General features: G+C 50.7%; 21 protein-coding genes. 8 read left to right on the top strand and 13 right to left on the bottom strand.

The genetic code is table 11. The features are described 5' to 3' along the window. Positions 1 to 90: 90 nt before the first annotated feature. Positions 91 to 2,856: a bifunctional diguanylate cyclase/phosphodiesterase gene (locus VN23_RS20040; RefSeq protein ID WP_052746427.1), complete on the top strand. Its 2,766-nt coding sequence runs from the start codon at positions 91 to 93 to the stop codon at positions 2,854 to 2,856. Positions 2,857 to 2,944: 88 nt separating this feature from the next. Here VN23_RS20040 and VN23_RS20035 read toward each other — a convergent pair whose 3' ends face one another. The 11 genes from VN23_RS20035 to VN23_RS19985 all read right to left on the bottom strand — a co-directional run bounded on the left by VN23_RS20035 (position 2,945) and on the right by VN23_RS19985 (position 12,448). Further along, positions 2,945 to 3,694: a hypothetical protein gene (locus VN23_RS20035; protein ID WP_046350496.1), complete on the bottom strand. Its 750-nt coding sequence runs from the start codon at positions 3,692 to 3,694 to the stop codon at positions 2,945 to 2,947. Between the two features lie 78 nt (positions 3,695 to 3,772). Next, positions 3,773 to 4,543, bottom strand: a complete 771-nt coding sequence (locus VN23_RS20030; protein ID WP_046350497.1) for a DUF2491 family protein — start codon at positions 4,541 to 4,543, stop codon at positions 3,773 to 3,775. Between the two features lies 1 nt (position 4,544). Then, entirely contained in the window at positions 4,545 to 5,204 is a 660-nt protein-coding gene (locus VN23_RS20025) for a hypothetical protein (RefSeq protein ID WP_046350498.1), read from the bottom strand. 89 nt (positions 5,205 to 5,293) lie between these two features. Beyond that, the gene (locus VN23_RS20020) at positions 5,294 to 5,716 is read right to left on the bottom strand and encodes a nuclear transport factor 2 family protein (RefSeq protein ID WP_046350499.1); all 423 of its coding nucleotides are present in this window, start codon (positions 5,714 to 5,716) and stop codon (positions 5,294 to 5,296) included. 36 nt (positions 5,717 to 5,752) lie between these two features. After that, positions 5,753 to 6,526, bottom strand: coding sequence for an SDR family NAD(P)-dependent oxidoreductase (locus VN23_RS20015; RefSeq protein WP_046350500.1), 774 nt, complete (start codon positions 6,524 to 6,526; stop codon positions 5,753 to 5,755). A gap of 2 nt (positions 6,527 to 6,528) precedes the next feature. Next, a complete protein-coding gene (locus tag VN23_RS20010) occupies positions 6,529 to 7,050 on the bottom strand; it encodes a DUF3833 domain-containing protein (protein WP_197432972.1) in 522 nt (173 codons plus the stop codon). A 399-nt stretch (positions 7,051 to 7,449) separates the two neighbouring features. Beyond that, entirely contained in the window at positions 7,450 to 8,673 is a 1,224-nt protein-coding gene (locus VN23_RS20005; RefSeq protein WP_231743315.1) for an MFS transporter, read from the bottom strand. Next, positions 8,670 to 9,203: a chalcone isomerase family protein gene (locus tag VN23_RS20000; RefSeq protein ID WP_046350501.1), complete on the bottom strand. Its 534-nt coding sequence runs from the start codon at positions 9,201 to 9,203 to the stop codon at positions 8,670 to 8,672. Before VN23_RS20000 ends, VN23_RS20005 begins: the two co-directional genes overlap by 4 nt. Continuing rightward, the gene (locus VN23_RS19995) at positions 9,169 to 10,371 is read right to left on the bottom strand and encodes an SAM-dependent methyltransferase (protein ID WP_046350502.1); all 1,203 of its coding nucleotides are present in this window, start codon (positions 10,369 to 10,371) and stop codon (positions 9,169 to 9,171) included. Before VN23_RS19995 ends, VN23_RS20000 begins: the two co-directional genes overlap by 35 nt. Next, positions 10,368 to 11,162, bottom strand: coding sequence for a DUF1365 domain-containing protein (locus VN23_RS19990; protein WP_046350503.1), 795 nt, complete (start codon positions 11,160 to 11,162; stop codon positions 10,368 to 10,370). The genes VN23_RS19995 and VN23_RS19990 overlap by 4 nt, the downstream gene beginning before the upstream one ends. Then, positions 11,162 to 12,448 carry an NAD(P)/FAD-dependent oxidoreductase gene (locus VN23_RS19985; protein WP_046350504.1) on the bottom strand — a complete coding sequence of 429 codons (1,287 nt, stop codon included), beginning with the start codon at positions 12,446 to 12,448 and terminating at the stop codon, positions 11,162 to 11,164. The genes VN23_RS19990 and VN23_RS19985 overlap by 1 nt, the downstream gene beginning before the upstream one ends. Before the next feature lie 123 nt (positions 12,449 to 12,571). On the opposite strand from VN23_RS19985, the gene VN23_RS19980 reads away from it, so the two are divergent. The 7 genes from VN23_RS19980 (at position 12,572) to ptsP (ending at position 19,607) form a co-directional block, all read left to right on the top strand. Next, positions 12,572 to 13,186, top strand: coding sequence for a TetR/AcrR family transcriptional regulator (locus VN23_RS19980; RefSeq protein ID WP_046350505.1), 615 nt, complete (start codon positions 12,572 to 12,574; stop codon positions 13,184 to 13,186). Between the two features lie 192 nt (positions 13,187 to 13,378). Continuing rightward, on the top strand, positions 13,379 to 14,641 hold the full coding sequence (gene gshA, locus VN23_RS19975; protein ID WP_046350506.1) for a glutamate--cysteine ligase: 1,263 nt from the start codon (positions 13,379 to 13,381) through the stop codon (positions 14,639 to 14,641). A 275-nt stretch (positions 14,642 to 14,916) separates the two neighbouring features. Beyond that, entirely contained in the window at positions 14,917 to 15,867 is a 951-nt protein-coding gene (gshB, locus tag VN23_RS19970) for a glutathione synthase (protein WP_046350507.1), read from the top strand. Continuing rightward, entirely contained in the window at positions 15,864 to 16,892 is a 1,029-nt protein-coding gene (locus VN23_RS19965) for an FAD:protein FMN transferase (protein WP_197432971.1), read from the top strand. The genes gshB and VN23_RS19965 overlap by 4 nt, the downstream gene beginning before the upstream one ends. 83 nt (positions 16,893 to 16,975) lie before the next feature. Further along, positions 16,976 to 17,377: a PTS sugar transporter subunit IIA gene (locus tag VN23_RS19960; RefSeq protein WP_046350508.1), complete on the top strand. Its 402-nt coding sequence runs from the start codon at positions 16,976 to 16,978 to the stop codon at positions 17,375 to 17,377. 5 nt (positions 17,378 to 17,382) lie between these two features. Continuing rightward, positions 17,383 to 17,655 (top strand): HPr family phosphocarrier protein, encoded by a 273-nt coding sequence (locus VN23_RS19955; RefSeq protein ID WP_046350509.1) that lies wholly within the window; start codon positions 17,383 to 17,385, stop codon positions 17,653 to 17,655. A 221-nt stretch (positions 17,656 to 17,876) separates the two neighbouring features. Further along, positions 17,877 to 19,607: a phosphoenolpyruvate--protein phosphotransferase gene (ptsP, locus tag VN23_RS19950; protein WP_046350510.1), complete on the top strand. Its 1,731-nt coding sequence runs from the start codon at positions 17,877 to 17,879 to the stop codon at positions 19,605 to 19,607. A gap of 439 nt (positions 19,608 to 20,046) precedes the next feature. On the opposite strand, the gene VN23_RS19945 is transcribed toward ptsP, so the two are convergent. Together VN23_RS19945 and VN23_RS19940 are read right to left on the bottom strand one after the other, a co-directional pair. Further along, complete coding sequence (locus VN23_RS19945; RefSeq protein ID WP_046350511.1) at positions 20,047 to 20,910, bottom strand: lysophospholipid acyltransferase family protein; 864 nt, start codon at positions 20,908 to 20,910, stop codon at positions 20,047 to 20,049. 246 nt (positions 20,911 to 21,156) lie between these two features. Next, entirely contained in the window at positions 21,157 to 22,086 is a 930-nt protein-coding gene (locus tag VN23_RS19940; protein ID WP_197432969.1) for a lysophospholipid acyltransferase family protein, read from the bottom strand. Between the last annotated feature and the right edge of the window lie 7 nt (positions 22,087 to 22,093).

Genomic DNA, 22,093 nt, shown 5'->3' with positions numbered 1-22,093 from the left:
ACACTGAGCATTACTTATCCGAATAAAGCTGCCGTTCAGTGATCACTATTCTCAGCCCACAGGCTTTATCCAGACCATCAAGAACACGCTATGATGACGTTCTCTTTTCAACGCCTTTCTATTCGCGCTCAGTTATTTTTGCTGACGTTGGCCATTGCCTTGCCCTTTGTTGGGATATTGGCGTGGTTTTTAATTCATGATTTACAGCATGTAGAAAAAAAAGCCTACGAGAAAGTCAGAATCGTGGCAAATAATACCGCAGCAGATATTGCTAAGCGCTTACAAAAGTCAAATACAACGCTGGCTCGTATCGCGAGCAGGCCGCAGGTCAAAGCGCTTGACCCCCAACATTGCGATCCTATCCTTACAGAATTCATCCAGCTTTATCCTGAGTACACCACGCTTGCTGTGCGCGATCGCCAGGCTAAAGCCATTTGCTCTTTTCTGGCTCACCCGCCGCCCCCTAGTCAAATAGGGCAATTTGCTTGGTTTATCGAAACGCTAAAACACCAGCGTTTTACCGTTAGCGATGCCAATATAGGCAGCTCTTCTGGCCGCTGGATATCGGTATTAGCACAGCCGATCTTTAGCGATCAGGGCACACTTATTGGCCTGCTGGCCTTGCCGATGGATCTGCTCAAGCTAAGCGATGATTTATTTAGCTCTGTACCGGAAAATGCCGTTGTGACTGTTATCGGCAAAAATAAAGCCGTGGTACTGCGCTCTCATCAAGCCGCCGCTTTTATTGGTAAAGCGGCCCCTGCTGCGGCCACTTCGATCACAAAAGCAGAAGGCTTTGTTGTGTTCAGCGACTCAGACGGCGCCTCCCGTCTCAATGCTTTTATGGCGATTCCTAATACCCAATGGCGAGTATTTGCAGGCATTCCGCAGAGCATTGTTTTTGCCGAATACAAGCAAACTCTCTGGCGCAGCCTTGGCATTGGCTTTAGCTCTCTGATCTTTGCACTGCTGCTTGCCTGGCGTATCAGCAGTGCGATCATCAGGCCAATTAGCACACTCTCAGAAACAGCCGCCAAAATCGAAAAAGGCGATACCTTGGCCAGAGCAAGCATTGATGGCCCTGTTGAGATCGAAGCGGTTGCCAGGCAATTTAATCAAATGCTCGATGCCTGGCAGTACAGTGAAGCCATCCGCAATGAAGCCGCGCTACATACGCAGACCATCCTGGACAATATGGTGGATGCCGTTATCACAATTAATTTATACGGCAAAATCGAATCATTTAGTAAAACAGCCAGCGCCATCTTTGGCTACAGCAGTGCAGAGGTGATCGGGCACAATATTTCTATGCTGATGCCAGAGCCGCACCGCAGCCATCATGATGCCTATCTGCAGCACTATCATCACACCGGAGAGGCCCGCATTATCGGCCTGCTGCGAGAGGTGGAAGGACAGCGTAAAGACGGCTCGCATTTCCCAATGAGCCTGTCGGTTTCTAAAATCACCCATGCCGATAAAACCACGTTTATCGGGCTAGTGCGTGATATCACCCAACACCGCAAAGACGAGCAAGAAATTCGCCGCCTCGCTTTTTATGATCCGCTAACCGGCTTAGCCAATCGCCGTTTACTGGCAGATCGCCTCAAGCAAGCCAGAATCACTGCCTCCCGCAGCAATCAACATGGCGCGCTGATGTTTTTGGATTTAGATTACTTTAAACAGCTCAATGACAACCTAGGCCATGATCTTGGCGATCTCTTACTACAGCAAGTAGCGGCTAGGCTGCTCGAATGCGTACGGGAAAGTGATAGCGTTGCTAGGCTCGGCGGCGATGAATTTGTGGTTCTACTCGAAGCCTTAAGTAACCACGCGCATGAAGCCGTTACGCAAACTGAATTAATCGCCAGCAAGATTATGGAAACATTGGCGCTTCCCTATTCCCTTAACGAGCACGTTTACTCCAGCACGCCCAGTATTGGCATTGTTTTATTTATGGAAGAACATGAAAGCATGGAAGAACTGCTCAAAAAAGCAGACGTTGCCATGTATCAGGCCAAAAGTGCTGGCCGCAATACTGTCCGCTTTTTTGACCCCGTCATGCAGGCCGCAGCCGTCGCTCATGATGAATTGGTTAAAGACCTGCGCCGGGGCTTTACCGAGCAAGAATTCGTTTTGCAATACCAGATTCAAGTTGATGAGAATGACGAAACCACGGGCGCTGAAGCCTTGGTGCGCTGGAAGCACCCACAAAGAGGCTTAGTGCCCCCTGTAGAATTTATCCCACTGGCCGAAGAAACCGGGCTGATTTTACCGCTAGGACAATGGGTACTGGAAACCGCCTGTGCTCAGTTACGAGAATGGGCCAAAGATCCTGATACCAACGGATGGAGCATGGCGGTAAATGTGAGCGCCCTGCAATTTGCCCAAGCCAGCTTTGTTGAACAGATCAGCAACGCCATACAAAAAACGGGCGTAAACCCGCGCCGGCTTAAGCTTGAGCTAACCGAAAGCATGCTGGTCAGCGATATAGCAGACATCATTAAAAAAATGAATGTATTAAAAAAACAAGGCGTGCGCTTTTCGCTCGACGACTTTGGCACCGGCTACTCGTCCCTATCTAATCTAAAACAGCTGCCGCTAGACCAACTCAAAATCGATCAATCCTTTGTACAGGATATTTTGTCCGATCCAAGCGACGCCATTATTGCCCGTGCGATTATTGTGCTAGGCCATAGCCTGGGGCTAAAAGTGATTGCTGAAGGCGTAGAAACAGCGGGCCAGCGAGATTTTCTATCCGTTATCGGCTGTGTGGCCTTTCAAGGAAACTACTTTGGCTTGCCTGTATTTGCCCATGAATTAAACACCAAGCCCGGCGGCCCCCAAGATGCTATTTAAACCTATTAGCCTCCGTTTAAAAAAATAGGAACGGCAGCAAAAAGTGAACGTTGCCGTTCACTTTTTTCACCCTCATTGAAGCGAAGCCTTAAGCTTTGCCCGACAAACGCTGCAAGCGTTGCAAAGCCGTTTCGCCACTACCCACTTCAGTTACTGATCTTCTGATCGCTGCAATTTCAGCCGCCTGATCAAGCGGCTTTTGGCCGATATCGGTCACAATTTTCATACCTGCCGCTTCATTGCTCATTTGCTCGGCACGGCGAGTTAAAGCGCTCAGTGCGTTGGATTGATTTGACACACCTTTAAAACCAGCCAGCTGCTCTTGCCGCGCCTGACGCGCCGCCTGCAAATCTTTTTGCGCCTCGGCTGCGGCCAAGGCTTGTAGGGCTTTTTTAGCTGCGGCATCAAAATCAGCCAATTGTTGCGAGAGCTGCTTCACGATCTCTTCAAACTCGCCCATAAATTCGCGGGCATCCGCAGCTTCTTGTTCTTCTTGTGCCACGCGGCCTTTATTGGCTTCCAGCTCATCGCAAAAAATAGTAACGGTGGTTTCGGAAATCGTACCTGCTGCCAACCGCGCGCCCAGCGTTTCTAAAGCTCGTTCATCGGTGGCAATCAGTGCTTTTAAATCCACCACATCTTTTTGCTCTTTAGCAAAATCGGCTCTGGCCTTTGCCAGCTTTTGGGCTGAATCTTGCAAAATACTGCGCAGCTGATCGCGATCTGCTTCAGTCGCGGTTTCAGGATCAAAATTAGCGATCACGCCAGAGATTTTGTCCCCGAGCGCACTAAAATGTTTTGCAACTAAACGAGCCGTTAAATTCCAACCTGAAGACATATTATTTCCTTTATTTAGAAAATGACTTTCGCGTAAATGTTGGGCTTCGCAAGCTCAGCACCAACCTACATCCAGCAATTACTGCACGGTGATTCGTTCCAGCTCTAAAGGTAAACCAATCATAAAATCAACGTGAATGGCGCGTTTTGAATAATCGCCATCTTCGCTTGTCACTACTTCTGTACTAATTAATAGGTATTCTGAGCCGCTGGCTAATTGGCGTACATAGGGCATAAAGTATATTTTCTGGCTTAGGCCCTTCACCCCCATCGCATCATCAATCCGCACTTCCGAGCCAGTAAAAGGAGAGACAAACTCAGCCTCTGCGCTGCCTGCATCACGCTGATATTCCAGCTGCTCCTGCTCGCCAAAGATCTCCTCGATTCTGCTATCACCGTAGCCCAGCTCCACAAACTGCTCGCGCGCCAAGGCATAGCTCTGGCAACCCAAACCATAGCCCGCTTCGCCGGTAAAAGCCTCTTGATCCTCAGCGCTAGCCGGGAAAATACGGGTTAAGCGCGTGCAATACATGATTTCTTCTACTACACCGGCTTGGTTTTGAAAGACCTGCACAAATTTCTCAGGCGTTTCATCATTGCCAGTTTCAATATAGAGGCGATATAAATGGCCAGATAAATTGATTTTTACCCGGCTTACCGCTTGAATCAGCATACTTAAATTTGCAGGCGCTTCAATCACCGAGCCATTAGCATTGGCGCGTATAAAAGGCGACATTTGCAAAGTAATCAGGCTGCCAATTCTGGCCCCCAGTGGCAAGCCCGCATCTTGGCGCTCTTCTTCTTTGCCTAATAATTTAGAGCCATATGTAAAAACATCTTTCCAGCCCATATTAACCATCCCCTAAGGAGTAATTTTGAGGCTTAGCTTTTTTTCTTAAGAAAAAAGCCAAGATCAAAAAAGCAATCACAAACACAATCACGCTAAAGAAAAAAACACCCAGCCAGCCCGAAGACGATTCCGGATCTTCAGCCGTAGATTGATTCTGTACCTGCCCCTGCTGGCGATTAGAATTGCTGATCGAATTGCCCAACATGCTGCCCAGCACTGATCCAGCCATAGATTCGCCTAAAGAACGATCACGATTTGGATAGCTCACAGGTGGCTGCTTATAAGGGTCGTTGCCACGCTGAACTTGCTGCGTTGGCTTAGGCAGGTAAATACTCGAGGCCGACTGCCGCGCCCTTGCCTCTCGCTCATTCATGGTATTTAAAGCTTTATTTTTTTCAGCTGCACGGCTCATGCTTTTGTTTGATGCAGACTGGCTAGGCGCTGTTTGAGTATCGGTTTTTTTAGAGCTGCCGAAAGTCCCAAAAGAAGTATTTTTAGATTCACTACGGCCGGTATTTTGCGGCGCAGCGGGCTTGCTCGGCGCGGGTTTGCTGCTACGAGAAGAAGAAAAACCACCGCGGTAGCTCTTGGATGAAGACTCAGCCAGCGAGTTTCCCACTAGCAGCGTACAAAACGCAATCACGATCCACTTTATGGCCATTTCAAGTTCACTCACGGGCTGCAATGAACATGAATATAACCGTTTTTGACAGCAGCATAAAAAATTAAGCAAGCCTACCCTGCATTCTTTTACCTTAAATCTTTCAAAGCAAACTGCCGCCGCAACCAGCGTATAGGCATACCGATTACCGGCAGCTTCTGAAACAACTCTTCGGCCGCATCCCAATAATCGCGGTGATAACAAACTTGGCCCTGTGCGTTTAATTTAAGGTGCGATGCGCCGTGCACGCTGTACGCCTTGCCTTGCAGCCCAAAGACGAAATCCCATGTAATAAACACCATTTCGCCCTGCAATACGCGATCTCTCATCACAAAGCGGGGCTTTTGTGTGGTTTCAAACATATGGGCAAAGATACGGCGGATATCCACCGCGCCATTCACTTCATTAAACGGGTCTTTAAACCACGCATCTGCGCTATAAAAACGCTCGATCTCATGTAGATTTTGCGGGCTGATTGCCTCGTACCATTTCAACATTTCATCAAGTAGCATGACTTACCTTCAATAAGATGAGCTGATATTGCGAGATCACACCAATCGCTGCAGCAAGGAAAAACGCCAGCGATAGGGCAATCTTTGTAGGCATTTCATCGCCAGTGTAAAGCGGCGGGGGAAGTGGATTTCAAAACGGCCTTGCTCCATGCCTTGCAAAATAGCGCTGGCGGCCTGCTCCGGTGTTTGCAGGGCGGGCATGCTGAATTTATTTTTTGCCGTTAGCTCGGTTTTTACAAAGCCCGGATTAATCAGATACACGCCAAGGCCACGCGGGTGCAGATCGGCATAGAGTAGCTCGGCTAGGTTAATCAGCGCAGCTTTGCTCGGGCCGTAAACAGAAGCATTAGGCAAGCCCATATAGCCTGCCACGCTGGCAATCACCGCTACGCTGCCGGCTTGCCTGGCGAGTAAATCGGGCAGTATGGTTTCAAGCCCAAAGTAAACGCTGGCTAAATTCACCGCCAGTGTGCGCTCTACCTGTGCGGCTTTGACTTCCCAGCTGCGCTCGGGCCGGTAATCAGCGGCGCAAAACACCACCAGATCAACCCCTTCCCATGCGCTTTGTATCTGCTGAAAAGCGCCGGGCCAGGCGGCTGCATCGGCCACATCAAAGGGGATAATCTGCACCTGCTCGCTGGCCGCGGCCACTTGCTGCAGCCGGCTTTCGCTGCGCGAGCTTAAAGCCACGCGCGCGCCTTTGCCGATTAAATCACGGGCCAGCGCCGCACCAATGCCGCTGGAAGCGCCAATCAGCCATACACGCTGCTCGCGCCATTGCCTGATTGGTGGATTAAGGCTGGCAAACATGGCTAATCCTTTTTGCGGAAAAACAGCGTAACTTCACCCAGCTGCCAGCCAAATTTGCTCATGCTGGCGCGGTTTATCATGGTTTTCTGATCAATTAAAAACATCCAGTCATCAAACTGCACTTCATAAACCGAGCCATCTACCGGCAGCAGCATGGTGTATTTCCAGTTCAGCGCATTGCCTGCAATCTGCCCTTGCGCCTCGCCTTTAATATCATCCGCTGTGCCCGTCCACCGGCCACCCGCTTGCTGGCGTAAAGTCCAAACGCGTTTTTGCTTACTGCCATCGCTATAAGTAAAATCTTCATCCAGCACAAAGCGATCCCCTTGCTGAGTGCCAGTCAGCAGCACATGAAAACGCTTGACCACTTCACCATCACGCTTTTGAAACGTGCCCCATGCTTCTGTCTGGCCGCTAAAAAACTGCACTAAATCTAAGGCAGGCTGCTGCTGCTGGTAATGGCGCACATCCGGCCCGGCGCAAGCACTGAGCAGAAAGCAAAACATAATTAACAGGGATTTCATGATGTGGACCCTTTTAGATAGTCTTGCTGCCGGATAACTCACTGACTTTACTTAGCGAAAGCCCCGTGCTGGGGCAATGCCGTTCACTGAAGCGGTTTTGCTTGAGTTTCCCCCTTTGTAAAAGGGGGGCTAGGGGCAATCCTGTCAACTTAGTAATAAGCCGCGCCATAACAAGCGTTGAATCATCGTAGGGCGGGTGAAACCCGCCGTTTTCATCGTATTTCATGCCAAAGTCTGGCGGGTTTCACCCGCCCTACGAAAAACTATTCCCTTAAGTGAACGGCATTACCCTGCTGGGAGCGTTATCCAAATCCCTGTGCTGAGATTGATTCAACTCAAACTCCACAGCCCAAATAGGTTTCCTCCGTGAAACTCCGTGTCCTCTGTGCACTCCGTGGTTCAAGATTTGGGTTTCCATTGCGTAGCAGCAATCACCAAATTTAAACGCCACATTGCCAGCAATTTAATCGCGCAGGGTAAGGCTGCATAAGTCAGCGCAAGGCTTAATCCGCCCAGCCCCGTCACTCCCGGCTGATAGCCACCCAAAGCGAGTAAGGGCAAGGCGAGGCCAGAGAGGGCGAGGGCCAACTTGCCCAGTAGTGTCCAAATGCCGTAATAGCTGGCGGCTGAATGCTGAGGTGAAATCAAGCCAGCCAATAACACCGGTGGCAGGGCTAAATCAGCCCCAAGTGCCAGACCGGCCAAGATACACACCAGTGCATAGGCCACCACGTCACCTGCACTGAGTAAAGCAGCTCCCACAAAAGCGATGACGGCTAAAATCATGCCCAAACGCCACGCCTTTGCCGTGCCTATTTTTGTGGCTAGCCTTACCCACAATGGCAGGCCCAGAGCCGCCGCCACAAAATAAGCGGCCAAAAACGCACCCGATAATTGCGGGGCCTCAATACGATCGCGGATATAAAACAGCGCCAGCGTGGCTGGAATCGCCACCGAAACTGCGTTTAAAAAATATGGCAGTAATATGCGCTTAAATGCCGGATTGGCCAGCGGCTCACGCCAAGATTGCTTTTCGCCCCCGCCCAGCCAAGGCAAGGCCCGATACAGCAGCGCTACGATGCCCGCAGCCAGTAATAGGGTAAACGCTAGGGCATACCAAGCCATGCCTTGCTCCACCTGCTGCCCGTTCATCAAATATCCCGGCACTATGCTTGCCAGCACCACGCCAATCAGCCCTGCACCTTCGCGCCAAGCAGCCGCATTGAGCAGTGCAGCCTCATTCCCCAGCCTTGCTCCCCACGCCAGATAGGCGATATTCAGCATGCTATGCGCGGTGTAAATGACAATCAGCATCACCGCCAGCCATGCAATGAGTGCAGTGCCTTGCACCGGTGGCAACCACAAACCGGCAAAAGAAATCGCCAGTAACAGGCCAGCAGCGAGCATCCAGCCGTGCAAGCGCCCTGCCTTTAAATCAATGAGATGCCCTAGCCACGGGTCTTGGACGGTGTCCACCAATCTTGCCAGAAACAACACCAAACCCGTGGTGGATAAGGCCATTCCCAGTTGCCCAGCGTAATAGGCCGGTGCGTGTACATAAACCGGTAAGGCCGCCATCGCCAGCGGCAAGCCCAGCAGGCCATAGGCCAGCGCGGGCTTCACTTTTGCCCCAATAATTGCGAGCGCAGATTGCTGTCTTTACTGCGCTCATCCAACCAGATGGCGAAAAAGGCTTTGGCGAATTCGACATCGGCCACTTCGGCATTCAAGCCCTTCTTGCCATAAAAACGGCAACCCACACCGGGCAAATACACACCAATCAGCTGATCGCCGATTTCTACATCACTAAACGCGCGCTCCATTTCGGCCTGCCAGCGAGCCAGCTGCGCCTTGCTGTATTGCGTTCCGGATAAACGCTTGATTTCATCAAGGCTGCTGCTGACAAAACGCTCGCGGCTAATGCTGCGGTGATAAGTCAGCTCAAGCGCAAAGGGCGCACTGGCTGCAAAGGGGCGCTGCTCGCTCCATAAGCGGGCGGTATATATCCTAAAACCCAACCAGCGGAATTCGCCCGATCCAAGCGGCGTAGCTGCAGGCAGCTCTTCCCGCCAGCTGGCGGCAAATGTGCCGCTGGCCAGCGTCATCAACAGCAGTGCACTAGCGAGTTTTTTGTAATAAGAACTGCACCACATCGGTCCGCCCCTCATCAAAGCCTGCTTCGCAATAGGCGTAATAAAGCCGCCAGATACGCCGGAATGAATCATCAAAGCCTTGCGCCGAAATGGCGTCTTCACACGCGCTAAAAGCCTGGCTCCAGCGACGCAGTGTTTCGGCATAGTCCGCGCCAAAATGGTATTGATCGAGAGCCTTAAGGCCAGCCTCTGCCGCTTTAGCCACAAAGCGCTCCGGGCTGGGTAACATGCCACCGGGGAAAATATACTGCTGGATAAAATCCGTATTGGCGCGATAGTTTTCAAAACGCGCATCATCAATGGTGATACTTTGTACCAGCGCTTTTGCCCCCGGTTTTAAGCATTGCTGCAGCTGATTAAAATAGCTGGGCCAGAAGCGCTCGCCCACGGCTTCAAACATCTCGATCGACACAATCGCATCGTATTGCTCATTTAAATCGCGGTAATCACAGAGCCAAAGTTTGGCGTTATTGCCTTGATTGCGCGCTTGGGCCACAGCTAGCTGAGCCTCTGAAATGGTAATGCCGTGCACTTCAACGCCGCAGCGGGCGGCATGCTCGGCAAAGCCTCCCCAGCCGCAACCAATTTCCAACACTTTATCGCCCGCTTTTAAAGCCAGCGTGTCGATAATTCTCTGGTATTTAGCAGCTTGGGCACTTTCTAAGCTCTGGCTAAAATTACCTGCAAAAATAGCGCTGGAATACGTCCAACTTTTATCTAGCCACAGCTGGTAAAAATCATTGCCGATATCGTAATGCGCGTGGATATTGCGTTTACTGCCCTCGCGGGTATTAGGGCGCAGCCAGTGCTTTAGCCGATACCAAAGCGTGGCCAGCTTGCCGCCAAATACAAAACGCTCCAGCGCTGCTTCGTTTTTTAAAGCCAGCCGCAGCAAGGCGGTTAAATCAGGCGTATCCAGCCAGCCTGCTGCGTAGCTTTCTGCAAAACCAATATCACCCGCCTTGATAATCCGCCCGCAAGCACGCCAATCATGGATATGCAGCACGGCACTGGGCGGCGTGTGTAAATCACCAAAAGTAAGACGGCTGCCATCGGGCGTAATCAGCTGCAAATGCCCATATTGCAAACGCTGCAATACTTGAATAAATAATCGAGCCGCAGCTGGCGTGGCAGCGGGTAATGCAGACAAGGTGCGCGCTTGGCTCATGATTGGCTTTCCTTTGAACGTCGCAAATGAAGAGAATGGCTAACAGGGTGCAAGGGGGGCTGTGGCTTGCGGTAAAACGGCACACGCTTTAGCCAAAGACGCAGTGCCTGCCAATGAATTTTGGCGACCACGCCCAGCGTTAAAAAGGGCTGAGCCAGCAAAGCACGCCGTAAATTCGTGGGGGTAAACGAGAGGCGCCGGCCTGCAATCGCGGTTTTAATCAGCAGGCCTTGCTGATCAAAATAATCAATCGCCACAAAGGCGCTGTCTGGCGAATTTTTAAAAGAAAACTGGTAATGGCCTGCCACAGGGCAAAAAGGAGAAACATGCAGCGCTTTAATGCTGTGTAAATCGTTATCGGCCAGAATCACCCCGCCGCCTGCAGCTTGTAATAAATAGCGATGGTGCTCGCCAAAGGTGTTGTTTACTTCGGCCAGCACGGCTCTTAAGCCGCCATTTTTATCGTGGCAAAACCAGAAATTCACCGGGTTAAAGGCATAGCCAAAGATTCTGGGAAAAGTTTGCAACCAGATTTCGCCATCAGCCTCGATGGCAGCGTCTTTGAGCAGGCTACGCATCCAGCCTTGCAAATCAGAGCCATCTCTGGCGCCATAATCACGCGTGGCTATCGATAAAGGCCGCCAGCAGTTAACGCCAAACCAGCGGTTATTCAGCTCGCCCAGCCGGGCCAGATTCAGCCGCAGGCAAAACACCGGATAAACAAAGCGGTTTTGCACCGGCCTAAGCCGCTCGTGCATCACCTGCCCGATTAATAAATATGCGGCACGCATCAGAGCTGCGCCCATGCGGGCAGTACATCAAAATCAGCAGCCACGCGTAGTGCCGATTTCAAGCCATCTTCATGAAATCCATAACCCGTCCATGCGCCGGCAAACCATGTACGGTTGCGGCCCTGTAGTTGCGGTAAACGCAGCTGAGCATCAATCGCGGCCTGATCCAAAATCGGGTGCTGGTATTCAAACTGTGCAATCACTAAATCTGGTTTTTTAAAAGGATTCAGCGTCACGATCACCGGATGCTCAAACGGCAGATTTTGCAATTGATTCAGTAAATAGCTCACGCATACCGGGCGTTGCCCATCAACCGCCGCGCCGCCAAGATAGTTCCAGGCTGACCATACTTTTTTGTTTTGGGGTAATTGCCGCTCATCAAGATGCAAATAAGCGGTATTGGGCTGATAGCGCACCGCTGCTAGGAGCTTTTGCTCAGCTGGGCTAGCGTCCTCCAGAATACTTAAGGTGTCGGGTGCGTGACCCGCAAGCACCACGGCATCAAAACGTGATTCGCCGCTGGCACTTAAAACCCGCACACCGCTCACATCGCGGCGCACAGCCAACACGGGCGTATTAAGGCGAATATCCGGCAGAGTGGCCGCAATGCGCTGCACATAGCTGCGCGAGCCGCCCTGCACGGTCTGCCATTTTGGCCGGTCATTCACTTGCAATAAGGCGTGGTTAATACAAAAGCGTAAAAAGGTAAGTGCAGGGAAACGTAAAATATCACTCGGCGAGCTAGACCAAATTGCTGCAGCCATCGGCAGCAAATAGCCTTCTCTAAATAGCTGGCCATAGCCGCCCGCATCCAGCAACTGGCCTAGGGTTTCGCCGCTATTGCCCACCCGCGCCAAATTAGCGTGGGCGGCTTTATTAAAGCGCAGAATATCTTTCAGCATGCCCCAAAAACGCGGCGACCATAGATTGCGTTGCTGAGCAAAGACACTGGCGAGATCGGTGCCCGCCCATTCCAACTGCCCATCGTCCATCGACACGCCAAACGACATATCGGTGCTGTAGGTGGCCACATTTAGCTCGGCCAGTAGCGCAATTAAATTTGGATAAGTTTTATCGTTCAGCACCAAAAAGCCGGTATCAACCGGATGGCTCTGGCCGTTGATAGATACATCGACTGTATTGCTGTGGCCTCCCAGATAATCCCCCGCCTCAAACAGGCAAACATCGTGCTTGCGATTAAGCAGATACGCGCTGGCAAGGCCAGAGATGCCTGCACCAATCACGGCAATTTTTTGTCTGGAAGAAGAAGCTGCTTGCTGAGCCACGTTTTATTCCTTATCTGAATGCGGATCACAAAAGTTGAGACTATCCATTGCTGCCATCAGCGGCTAATATGGCAACTAAACCACCATGCAATTAAATCTACCACAGAGTAACTTTAATTACCAATGAGTATTTTAAGCAAATTAAGCTTCAAAGATCAGGCCTTTAAGCTGCGCGAAACGGCGATCCTCGATGCAACCACCGCCATACTGGCCAGCAAGGGCTTTGACTTGATGACCATGGACGACGTTGCCCAGGAAGTAGGCATTTCTAAACCCAGCCTCTATAAGCACTTTAAATCTAAGGAAGATTTGGTCGGTGCGGCGATGATTCGCCTGATTGATGGCGCGCTCGATTATCTAGAAGCGATGCCCGCAGGACTAAGCCCAATCCAGCAGCTAAAAGACTTACTTGCTTGGGCTTTAAGAATCAGACTAGAAGGCGGCATGCCTTTTCTGCCCTCAACCAGCACGCATGTGCGCGAGATGCTGACGCGCAACCTAAAATACGTCATGAGAGTGTTGAAATTAAATGGCAAGATAGAAGCCATCGTTCAGCAAGCTCAAAAACAAGGCCAGCTCAACCCTGCCCTGCCTGTTGATGTGATTTTATTTGCCTATTACGCCAGAACCTGCGATCCGGCCGTGGAATACTTACAGCTTTACAGCAAGCTGGATCACGAAACCATCGTCAAATCAATGTTAGAAGTCTGTTTTTCCGGCCTGAAAAACCAAGCATAAACAGCAGGCAAGCGAATTAGCAGCCGCCCGGAGTTGAATCCAGCGCCCTTTGCCCGCATATGCCCTGCATGAATCTACTAAGGAATACCCCAAAATGAGCGTTCCACATCTGACTACTGCACTCACAGGCCCGCTGCTGGATCTGGAACGTTCAATGCTTGCGGCCCCTAACCATAAGTCCGAGGTTTCAAAATGAGCGTCCCACATCTGACCACTGCACTCACAGGCCCATTGTTGGATTTGGAACGTAAGATTTTGGCCGCCCAGCCTGAAATCGAGCATTGGTTTCGAAATCAGTGGCAGGAGCACACGCCGCCGTTTTATGGCTCGGTTGATTTGCGTAATGCAGGCTATAAGCTGGCTCCGGTTGATATGAATTTATTCCCGGGCGGCTTTAATAATCTGAATCCGGAGTTTCACCCGCTGGCGGTGCAGGCCACCATGATTGCGTTGGAAGGCTATTGCCCTGATGCGCGCCGCGTGTTGCTGATTCCGGAAAACCACACCCGTAATACTTTTTATCTGCAAAACGTCGCCGCGCTAGCCAAAATCTTGCGCCAAGCGGGCTTGGTGGTGCGTTTGGGCAGCATGAATCCAGAAATCACGACCAGCACTACACTTGATTTGCCAGATGGCGGCAAAATTACGCTAGAGCCGATAGTGCGCAACGGTAAACGTGTCAGCATTGCAGGGTTCGATCCTTGCGTGGTCTTACTCAATAATGATTTATCGTCAGGTATTCCGGCCATCTTGCAAGATATCGAGCAAACGCTACTGCCGCCGCTTAATGCAGGCTGGGCGGTGCGGCGTAAAACCCAGCATTTCACCGCCTACGATAAAGTCGTAGCCGAGTTTGCTGCACTGATTGATATCGATCCTTGGGTAATTAATCCTTACTTTGAACACGTAGACGGGCTGGATTTTCATTCCCGTGCGGGTGAGGACGAGCTGGCCGCCACCGTCGATACGATGATTGAAAAAATCCGCATCAAGTACGAGCAACACGGCATTGATCAAGTGCCTTTTGTGATCGTGAAAGCCAACGCCGGCACTTACGGCATGGGCATTATGAGCGTGAAATCAGGGGAAGAATTGCTGGGTTTAAACCGCAAGCAGCGCAATAAAATGAGCGTGATTAAAGAAGGCGTGGAAGTACGCGATGTGATCGTTCAAGAAGGCGTGCCAACGTTCGAGCAAATCAACGCAGCCGTGGCCGAGCCTGTGGTTTATATGCTGGATCGCTTTGTGATTGGCGGCTTTTACCGCGTGCATACAGGGCGCGGTATCGACGAAAACCTAAACGCACCTGGCGCACACTTTGTACCGCTAGCCTTTGCATCGCCACTCTCCACCCCCGATTGCGACGGCTCGCCAGGTTGCGAAGCAAACCGTTTCTACTCCTACGGCGTTGTGGCAAGACTGGCCTTATTGGCTGGGTCTTTAGAGCTGGAATAAGCTTTAAAAATTTAAAATGTAGGTCAAAAAAATCTTAGGACACAGAGAACACGGAGAAGGGCAAAAGAGAGAAAGCCGATGAGAAAGCTAAAAAATGTGGGGCTAAATCATTCTTATCGGCAACTATTTATGAGTGTAATGGGTTCGCCACCACCATCCTTTCTTCCTACGAAAGCATGTAGATTTTCTTTGTATTAAGCTCGTTTTCGCTTTTCTCCGTGGGCTTTGTGTCTACAGACTTTTTTCGTTTTTCCTCAATATTGAAATGGGCCGCTATGAAAATCCTTGTCGTGCTTGATCCGCTTGCCAGCTTAAAAATTTACAAAGACACTAGCTACGCCATGATGCGTGAAGCGGATTTGCGGGGGCATTTGTTGTTTACTTGCGGCGCGGAAAACCTGCGAGTTAAAGACGGCATGGTCGAAGCACAGGCCGCCCAATTGCACTTTACCGACACCCAAAGCGGCCACGATTGGTATACCCAAGGCGATACCGCGATTACAGCGCTGAAAGACTTCGATGCCGTGATCATGCGTAAAGATCCGCCGTTTGATCAGCAGTATTTTTACGCCACTCAATTGTTTACGCTGGCCGAAGCGCAGGGTGCAAAAGTATTTAACCGTGGCCAGGCGCTGCGCGACTTTAATGAAAAACTGGCGATTTTAAAGTTTCCTCAGTTCACTGCCCCTACTTTGGTCAGCCAGCAAGAGTCCGATATCCGTGAATTTTTAGCTGAGCATGGCGATATTATTTTGAAGCCCCTCGATGGCATGGGCGGCGCAGGGATTTTCCGCCTTACAAAAACCGATCCGAATGTAGGCTCGATTATCGAAACGCTAACAGCCAATGGCACAGTTTCCATCATGGCGCAGCGCTATATTGCGGCGATTAAAGAAGGTGATAAGCGCATTCTGCTGATCGATGGCAAGCCAGTGGACTGGTGCCTAGCGCGCATTCCCAAGGCTGGCGAAACACGCGGTAATCTGGCGGCAGGCGGCAGCGGCGTAGCAAGGCCATTAACCGCCAGAGACAGAGAAATTGCCGAGGCACTTGGGCCACAACTGGCAGCCCTTGGCTTGCTGCTGGTGGGGCTGGATGTGATTGGCGAAAATCTCACCGAGGTGAATGTTACTAGCCCGACTTGCTTTACCGAAATCACTGCGCAATCTGGCATTAACGTTGCAGGATTATTTATTGATGCTTTAGAAAAGCACTCGGTAGAATGAAGCGCTTTGTCTTGCTTATGGCGGTACTACTGCTCAGCGCTTGCAGCAAGGCACCGCTTTATCAGCAAGAAAGCTATGTATTTGGTACGCGGGTACAGATCTCTATTTGGGGCTTACCCGAAGATGTAGCCCAAAAGCATGCGGCGGCGGTGTTCGCCGATTTAGATCGCATCCATACCCGCCTGCACCCCTGGCAGCCTTCCGAAATCACCCGGATTAACACCAGCTTTGCCAAGGGTGAAGCGGCTCTGATCGATACCGAAACCGCAGCGCTGCTTAAGCAAGCCAATAAGTATGCAGATCAGTCTGAGCAGCTGTTTAATCCAGCTATGGGCCACCTAGTTGAAGCTTGGGGCTTTCATAAAGACACTTATGCCGCTGTTTTACCCAAGAGCGAGACCATTGCCGATTTGCTCGCCAGCCAGCCAAGGATGAGCGATCTCACTTTTGACGCCACCACGGTTAGTAGCAGTAATCCGGCAGTGCAAATCGATACTGGCGGCTTTGCCAAAGGTTGGGCACTAGATAGAGCCGCAACGTATTTACGCAAATACCGGGTAAATAATGCGCTGATTAATATTGGCGGCAATGTATTGGCACTGGGCAAAAAAGATCAAACACCGTGGATTGTAGGCATACAACACCCCAGAGAGCCGCAGGCAATGGCAACGATTGCTTTACGGGACGGTGAAGCCATTGGCACATCGGGCGATTACCAGCGTTTTTTTGAAGTCGCAGGCAAACGCTACTCGCATTTAATCGACCCGCGCACTGGCCAGCCCGCCACAACCATGGAAGCGGCAACCGTGATTGCACCGCCAAGCTTGGAAGCAGGCGCAATCTCTGATGCAGCCACCAAGCCTATTTTTATTGATGGCATAGGAAATACACTACGTCATGCCAAGCGTTTTGGATTGCAAGATGTACTCATCGTAGGTAATGATGGCAGTGTCTATGTCACCGCAGATTTACAACGCCGTCTGACTTGGCTCAAACCGCCGGTGCATATTTACCGCTTACGTTAGCTAGCAAAAGCGGTATATTTATAGAACGATGCTTTCTTGTTAATTAATAACATCAAACTTACACCCGCTAAGGTAAATAAGGTATGGTTGGTATTATCATCGTGACACACGTGTCTTTAGGCGAAGCCTTAGTCTCGTGTGCTCAACATATTATGGCGCGGGAGCTGCCCAATTTGCTGCAACTATCAGTCAGCAAAGCGGATGAGCCCGACGAAGTGGTTCGGCGCGCCAGCGAAATGATTAATAAGCTGGACGATGGCTCTGGTGTGTTATTGCTCACAGATATTTACGGCGGTACGCCTTCTAATGTGGCCCAGCGTTTAGTTGTTGCTGGCAAGGTAGAAGCCATTGCAGGCGTTAACTTACCGATGCTAGTCAGAACGCTGAGCTATAGCCACCAAGCACTTGAAGTCGTCGTCAGCAAAGCAATTACAGGCGGTTTAGAGGGTGTTCTCTACATGCTGCCCAGCAGCGCTCAGGAATAAGTAATATGCCAATAAGTGAAGTAGAAATTGTTAACAAACTGGGCTTACATGCCCGTGCATCCAGCAAGCTCACCCAACTTGCCAGCCAGTTTCAATGCGAAGTCTGGCTAAGCCGCAATCAAAAGCGGGTTAATGCCAAATCGATCATGGGTGTGATGATGCTGGCAGCAGGCAAAGGCAGCAAAATTCTGCTAGAAACTGACAACGGCCCCGATGCGGATACCGCAATGGGCGCGATTTCAGCCCTGATTGCCGATAAATTTGGTGAAGGCGAATAAGCAGCCACTGTTGTCAAAATGCTTTAACTTTTAGCCACTTATAGATATATAAACAGTCGGTACTTTTATATATTTTAGCCGCCGGGGCTTAGCCCCGGCATCAAATGGCAAATACCGCGCAGCGCCATCGGGCGCTACGCAATATCACGAATAGGTCAGATCAGTTTTGTATTTAAAATAACGACCGCGATCACCGGCACGGTGGCATAAAAGGAAGGTTTATGAGCATTACGCTACAAGGGATTGGCATTGGGGGTGGGATTGCAATCGGGCAAGCTCACCTTATATCGCATGCCGATATCGAAATTGCTCACTATCAACTATCCGCCGCTGATATCCCCGCCGAACTGGCCCGCTTTGATGACGCCATCCGCGTTACCCGCAAATCCTTAGAAATGCTTTGGGGTAGTATCCCCGAAAATGCCCCAGCCGAGCTGGGTGCCTTTTTATCCCTACATATCATGCTGCTTAACGATCATATGCTCTCCAAAGAGCCGCGCAATTTGATCGAACAGCAGCATTGCAATGCCGAATGGGCGCTTAAGCTACAGCTTGAAGTGCTACTGGCACAATTTGATGAGATCGAAGACGAATACCTGCGCGAGCGCCGCACCGATGTAATTCAAGTGGTGGAGCGAGTATTTAAAACACTGGCTGGCCACGAAAACCACTCGCACCCGCTGGCCGAAATTGCCCCAAACTGTATTTTGGTGGCGCACGATCTTAGCCCCGCCGATATGGTGTTATTTAAAGACACCGAATACCTCGCATTTATTACCGATGTGGGCGGCCCCACCTCACACACCGCGATTTTAGCCCGCAGCTTAGATCTGCCATCGGTGCTGGCCCTGCGCCACGCCCGCGAGCTGATTCGTGAAGACGAGCTGATTATTGTCGATGGGATTAACGGCGTAGTCATCGTTGATCCTGATGAAATCATCCTTAAAGAATACCGCCACCGTCAACGCGATTGGCTCAAAAAACAAAAAGCGCTGCAAGATATCCGCACCAAACAGCCGATCACCAAAGACGGTGAAGTGATCGAACTGTTTGCCAATATTGAAGTGCCTGACGACTGTAAATTGTCGATCGAAAACGGCGCAACAGGCGTCGGCTTATTTCGCTCTGAATTCTTATTTTTATCCGAATCTGATTTACCCACCGAAGAAGAACAATTTCTCGCCTACAAGCAAGTTGCTGAGGCCATGAAAGGCCAGCCGGTGATTATCCGCACTGTCGATTTAGGCAAAGATAAAATCCCCAGATGGCAACAGGAACGTGAAACCCCTAATCCAGCGCTAGGCCTCACCGGTATTCGTCTCTGCATGGCCGAGCCGCAAATGTTCCGCACCCAGCTGCGTGCCCTATTGCGTGCGTCAGCCTATGGCAAGATCAAACTGCTGCTGCCCATGCTCTCTTATGTGGGTGAAGTACGACAAACACGTAAGCATCTGGAAGAAGCCAAGGCGCAACTCGCGGAGGCCGGTGTGGCTTTTGATGAAAATATCGAGCTAGGCGGCATGATTGAAGTGCCTGCGGCAGCGGTGCAGGTCGCCCAGTTTTTAGCCCACCTTGATTTTATTTCAATTGGCACCAACGATTTAATCCAGTACACGCTGGCTGTCGATCGCAACGACGATGCTGTTTCACACCTTTATGACCCGCTGCATCCCGCTGTGATTCAGCTGCTGCATCATGTTATCAGCACGGCAAATCGCATGGGCAAACCGGTATCGATGTGCGGAGAAATGGCAGGTGACCCAGCTCTTACCCGGCTGCTGCTGGGCCTTGGGCTAAGGCGCTTCTCTATGCTGCCGATTCAGCTGCTTAAAGTAAAACAAGAAATCCTAACCGGCGAAATGCACAGAATTACGCCACTGGTAGAGCAAATGCTAATTGCAGAAGACAGCCAGTGCCTGCGTGAGCTATTGCAGCAGTTGCATCAGAGCTAAGGCTTATTTTGTAGGGCGGGTGAAACCCGCCGTTCTTCGTAGCATTTCATGCCAAAATATGGCGTATTTCACCCCATGTGCGCTAACCAATTTTTTTTTCATTAGAAAACAGCGAAAAAACACAATAACCACGCTCTCTGCATAGGGCTTTAAAGCCCCCTTGAAACACGCCGGAGCGAGGAACGAGCCAATCCCGCCGCCGCCGACTCGATTGGACCGCAAAAGGAGCCTTCGTGTTTTTGGGGTTGTGCTTGGCTTCGTTTCTTGGCCACACAAGAAAGGAAGGTCCAGCAGGACGCCCGCACCTAAATCAACGTGCCGAAGGCACTAAAAAGATCTTTTTGATCTTTGCTTAGCGCATATGGGTTCACCCACCCTACAAAAGATGCAATGCATATCATTGACTTTAGTAATGCGCATAGGTGTTAGCGTTTAGCACCTAATACAAGCTTGCCTCACCCTCGGGGCGAGTTTTAAAGCGGCGGTGCAGCCAGTAGTATTGTGATGGATGCTCTCTCACCCGCTCTTCAATAAACGCATTCATCCTTGCCGTATCTGCCAGCACATCGTCACTAGGGAAGTTTTCCCATGCTGGGTAATAGCGGCAAACGAAACCCTCATTGGTCAACGTTGTCACCACGGGTACCACGCGCGCCTTGCCCATCAAAGCCAAGCGAGACAAACCCGGCACGGTGGCTGTTTGAACTCCAAAAAATGGTACAAACAGCGATTCTCGCGGGCCAAGATCCTGATCGGGCAAATAGTAAAAACACACGCCCTTCTTAATCGCCCGCAAAATACCACGGATGCCTTCGCTACGCTTTATTAAGAGTGGCTGATTAAAGCGACCACGCCCCCGCAAAAGCAGCAAATCAAAGGCATTATCATGCGCCGAGGAATACATCGTTGAGCCTTGATGATCCACCATATGCCGTGTACCACCGAAATCCAGTCCTAAAAAATGCGGTGCCAGCAGAATAATATTCTGGTCTTCTACCGCAATGAAATGCTCCAGCCCTTCGCGCCGAACTAGTTTTTCAATCTGCGCCTGCGAGCCAAACCATAATTTGCTATAGAGAAAAATACAGGTGCAAAACTCACGATAATGCTGCCTAAGCATCGCCTCATGCTGGCCAGCGGCCCACTCAGGAAAGCACAGCTTTAAATTAACCAGCCCGATTTTGCGGCGACTTTTTACTACGATATACAGCAAAGATCCCAACACCACCCCAAAGCCTCGTAACAGCCACTGTGGCAAGCAACTTAAACACCAAAATATAAACAGTAAAAAGCGATAAATCATAGCAACCTGAAAGATAAAAACAACACATCTGAAAGCAAAGCCAAGGAAAATTAAGCGGTATAAAGACGGCGTCTTTTGTAAGAAATAGTAGCCCTAATACAGTATTAGTGGGAATTCCGCCTTAGCAAAATCTTAAACCACAGAGAAAAACCCAAAGCAGCCTTAAGCGTTCTCTGTGGAACTCTGTGTCCTACTTTTACTCTGTGGTTTAAGATTTTGCATTGGGAATAAACCCACGGACCGGGACTACAAGGCATCACCCTCAGCTTCCCCATCAGGCAATGGTGCGCCAGCTGGGCGTTTATAACGGTTATAGCTCCATAAATACTGGCTTGGAGCACGGCGTATCATGGCTTCTACATTGCGGTTCAAAATCGTCGCATCGGCTTGCGCATCCCCTCCAAACGCCTCATCAAGCGGGGCAAAATGCATTTTAAAACCACGCCCCCAAGACAAACGCTCGGCAAAACACATCAAGATCACCGGCTGAGTCGATTTACTTAAGCGCGGCAACAGCGTCATCGTGTAAGCAAGCTTACCAAAGAATGGAGCCCAAGCCCCTTCACCCGCCCCAGGAGCCTGATCGGGAAGGATATAAATTGCTTGCTTCTCTTTTAAGGTACGCAGTAAGATCTTTACGCCACTGGCGTTCGCTGGTGCGGCACGGCCATTGGCACGGTTGCGGCCCGTCACCATCAGCGGCTCTAGCCATTTAAGTTTGGGTGGGCGATATAAAGCGGCCAGCACGCAAGGGATCTGTGTGCTTATATACACTCCACAGACTTCGATTCCACCAAGATGCGGGGAAACAAACATCATAGGCCGACCACTTTGCAAAGCCGCTTCAACGTGCTGCCAACCATCACGCTCCTTCACCCAGCGGCCAACCTGCTCAGGCGTTCTAAGCCACGCTGGTAAAAGTTCTAAGGCCCCCATGCCATGGGCGCTCACACTTAGGCGGTGCAATCGCTTATAATCTCCGCCATTTTGCGCAATACCCGACTGCTGCAAGTTGGCAGCCAAACGCTGTCTGTAGCGTGGCGATAACAGCCAAGCCAGCCAGCCAAGCAAGGCCCCAAGGCCATGAAATAGCCATAGGGGCAAGTAAGCAAAAGGTTTTAGCAGCAGCATCAGGTTTTTACGCATCCAAGGGCAGGCTTCGGATTCTACCGGCAAAATAGGC

It is taken from the genome of Janthinobacterium sp. B9-8 (assembly GCF_000969645.2).
Lineage (GTDB): Bacteria > Pseudomonadota > Gammaproteobacteria > Burkholderiales > Chitinibacteraceae > Iodobacter.
The sequence above is the reverse complement of the archived record's forward strand: the minus strand, read 5'-3'. Positions and strand labels throughout refer to the sequence as shown.

What these genes read in the sequence shown, in the direction of transcription:
- VN23_RS20010 (WP_197432972.1), bottom strand. Translation starts at nt 7,050, where the DNA reads ATGAAATCCCTGTTAATTATGTTTTGCTTTCTGCTCAGTGCTTGCGCC.
- VN23_RS19990 (WP_046350503.1), bottom strand. Translation starts at nt 11,162, where the DNA reads ATGCGTGCCGCATATTTATTAATCGGGCAGGTGATGCACGAGCGGCTT.
- VN23_RS20015 (WP_046350500.1), bottom strand. Translation starts at nt 6,526, where the DNA reads ATGTTTGCCAGCCTTAATCCACCAATCAGGCAATGGCGCGAGCAGCGT.
- gshB (WP_046350507.1), top strand. Translation starts at nt 14,917, where the DNA reads ATGAAAATCCTTGTCGTGCTTGATCCGCTTGCCAGCTTAAAAATTTAC.
- VN23_RS19965 (WP_197432971.1), top strand. Translation starts at nt 15,864, where the DNA reads ATGAAGCGCTTTGTCTTGCTTATGGCGGTACTACTGCTCAGCGCTTGC.
- VN23_RS19955 (WP_046350509.1), top strand. Translation starts at nt 17,383, where the DNA reads ATGCCAATAAGTGAAGTAGAAATTGTTAACAAACTGGGCTTACATGCC.
- VN23_RS20020 (WP_046350499.1), bottom strand. Translation starts at nt 5,716, where the DNA reads ATGCTACTTGATGAAATGTTGAAATGGTACGAGGCAATCAGCCCGCAA.
- VN23_RS19980 (WP_046350505.1), top strand. Translation starts at nt 12,572, where the DNA reads ATGAGTATTTTAAGCAAATTAAGCTTCAAAGATCAGGCCTTTAAGCTG.
- VN23_RS19995 (WP_046350502.1), bottom strand. Translation starts at nt 10,371, where the DNA reads ATGAGCCAAGCGCGCACCTTGTCTGCATTACCCGCTGCCACGCCAGCT.
- VN23_RS19960 (WP_046350508.1), top strand. Translation starts at nt 16,976, where the DNA reads ATGGTTGGTATTATCATCGTGACACACGTGTCTTTAGGCGAAGCCTTA.
- VN23_RS20035 (WP_046350496.1), bottom strand. Translation starts at nt 3,694, where the DNA reads ATGTCTTCAGGTTGGAATTTAACGGCTCGTTTAGTTGCAAAACATTTT.
- VN23_RS20000 (WP_046350501.1), bottom strand. Translation starts at nt 9,203, where the DNA reads ATGTGGTGCAGTTCTTATTACAAAAAACTCGCTAGTGCACTGCTGTTG.
- gshA (WP_046350506.1), top strand. Translation starts at nt 13,379, where the DNA reads ATGAGCGTCCCACATCTGACCACTGCACTCACAGGCCCATTGTTGGAT.
- VN23_RS19945 (WP_046350511.1), bottom strand. Translation starts at nt 20,910, where the DNA reads ATGATTTATCGCTTTTTACTGTTTATATTTTGGTGTTTAAGTTGCTTG.
- VN23_RS20040 (WP_052746427.1), top strand. Translation starts at nt 91, where the DNA reads ATGATGACGTTCTCTTTTCAACGCCTTTCTATTCGCGCTCAGTTATTT.
- VN23_RS20030 (WP_046350497.1), bottom strand. Translation starts at nt 4,543, where the DNA reads ATGGGCTGGAAAGATGTTTTTACATATGGCTCTAAATTATTAGGCAAA.
- VN23_RS20025 (WP_046350498.1), bottom strand. Translation starts at nt 5,204, where the DNA reads ATGGCCATAAAGTGGATCGTGATTGCGTTTTGTACGCTGCTAGTGGGA.
- ptsP (WP_046350510.1), top strand. Translation starts at nt 17,877, where the DNA reads ATGAGCATTACGCTACAAGGGATTGGCATTGGGGGTGGGATTGCAATC.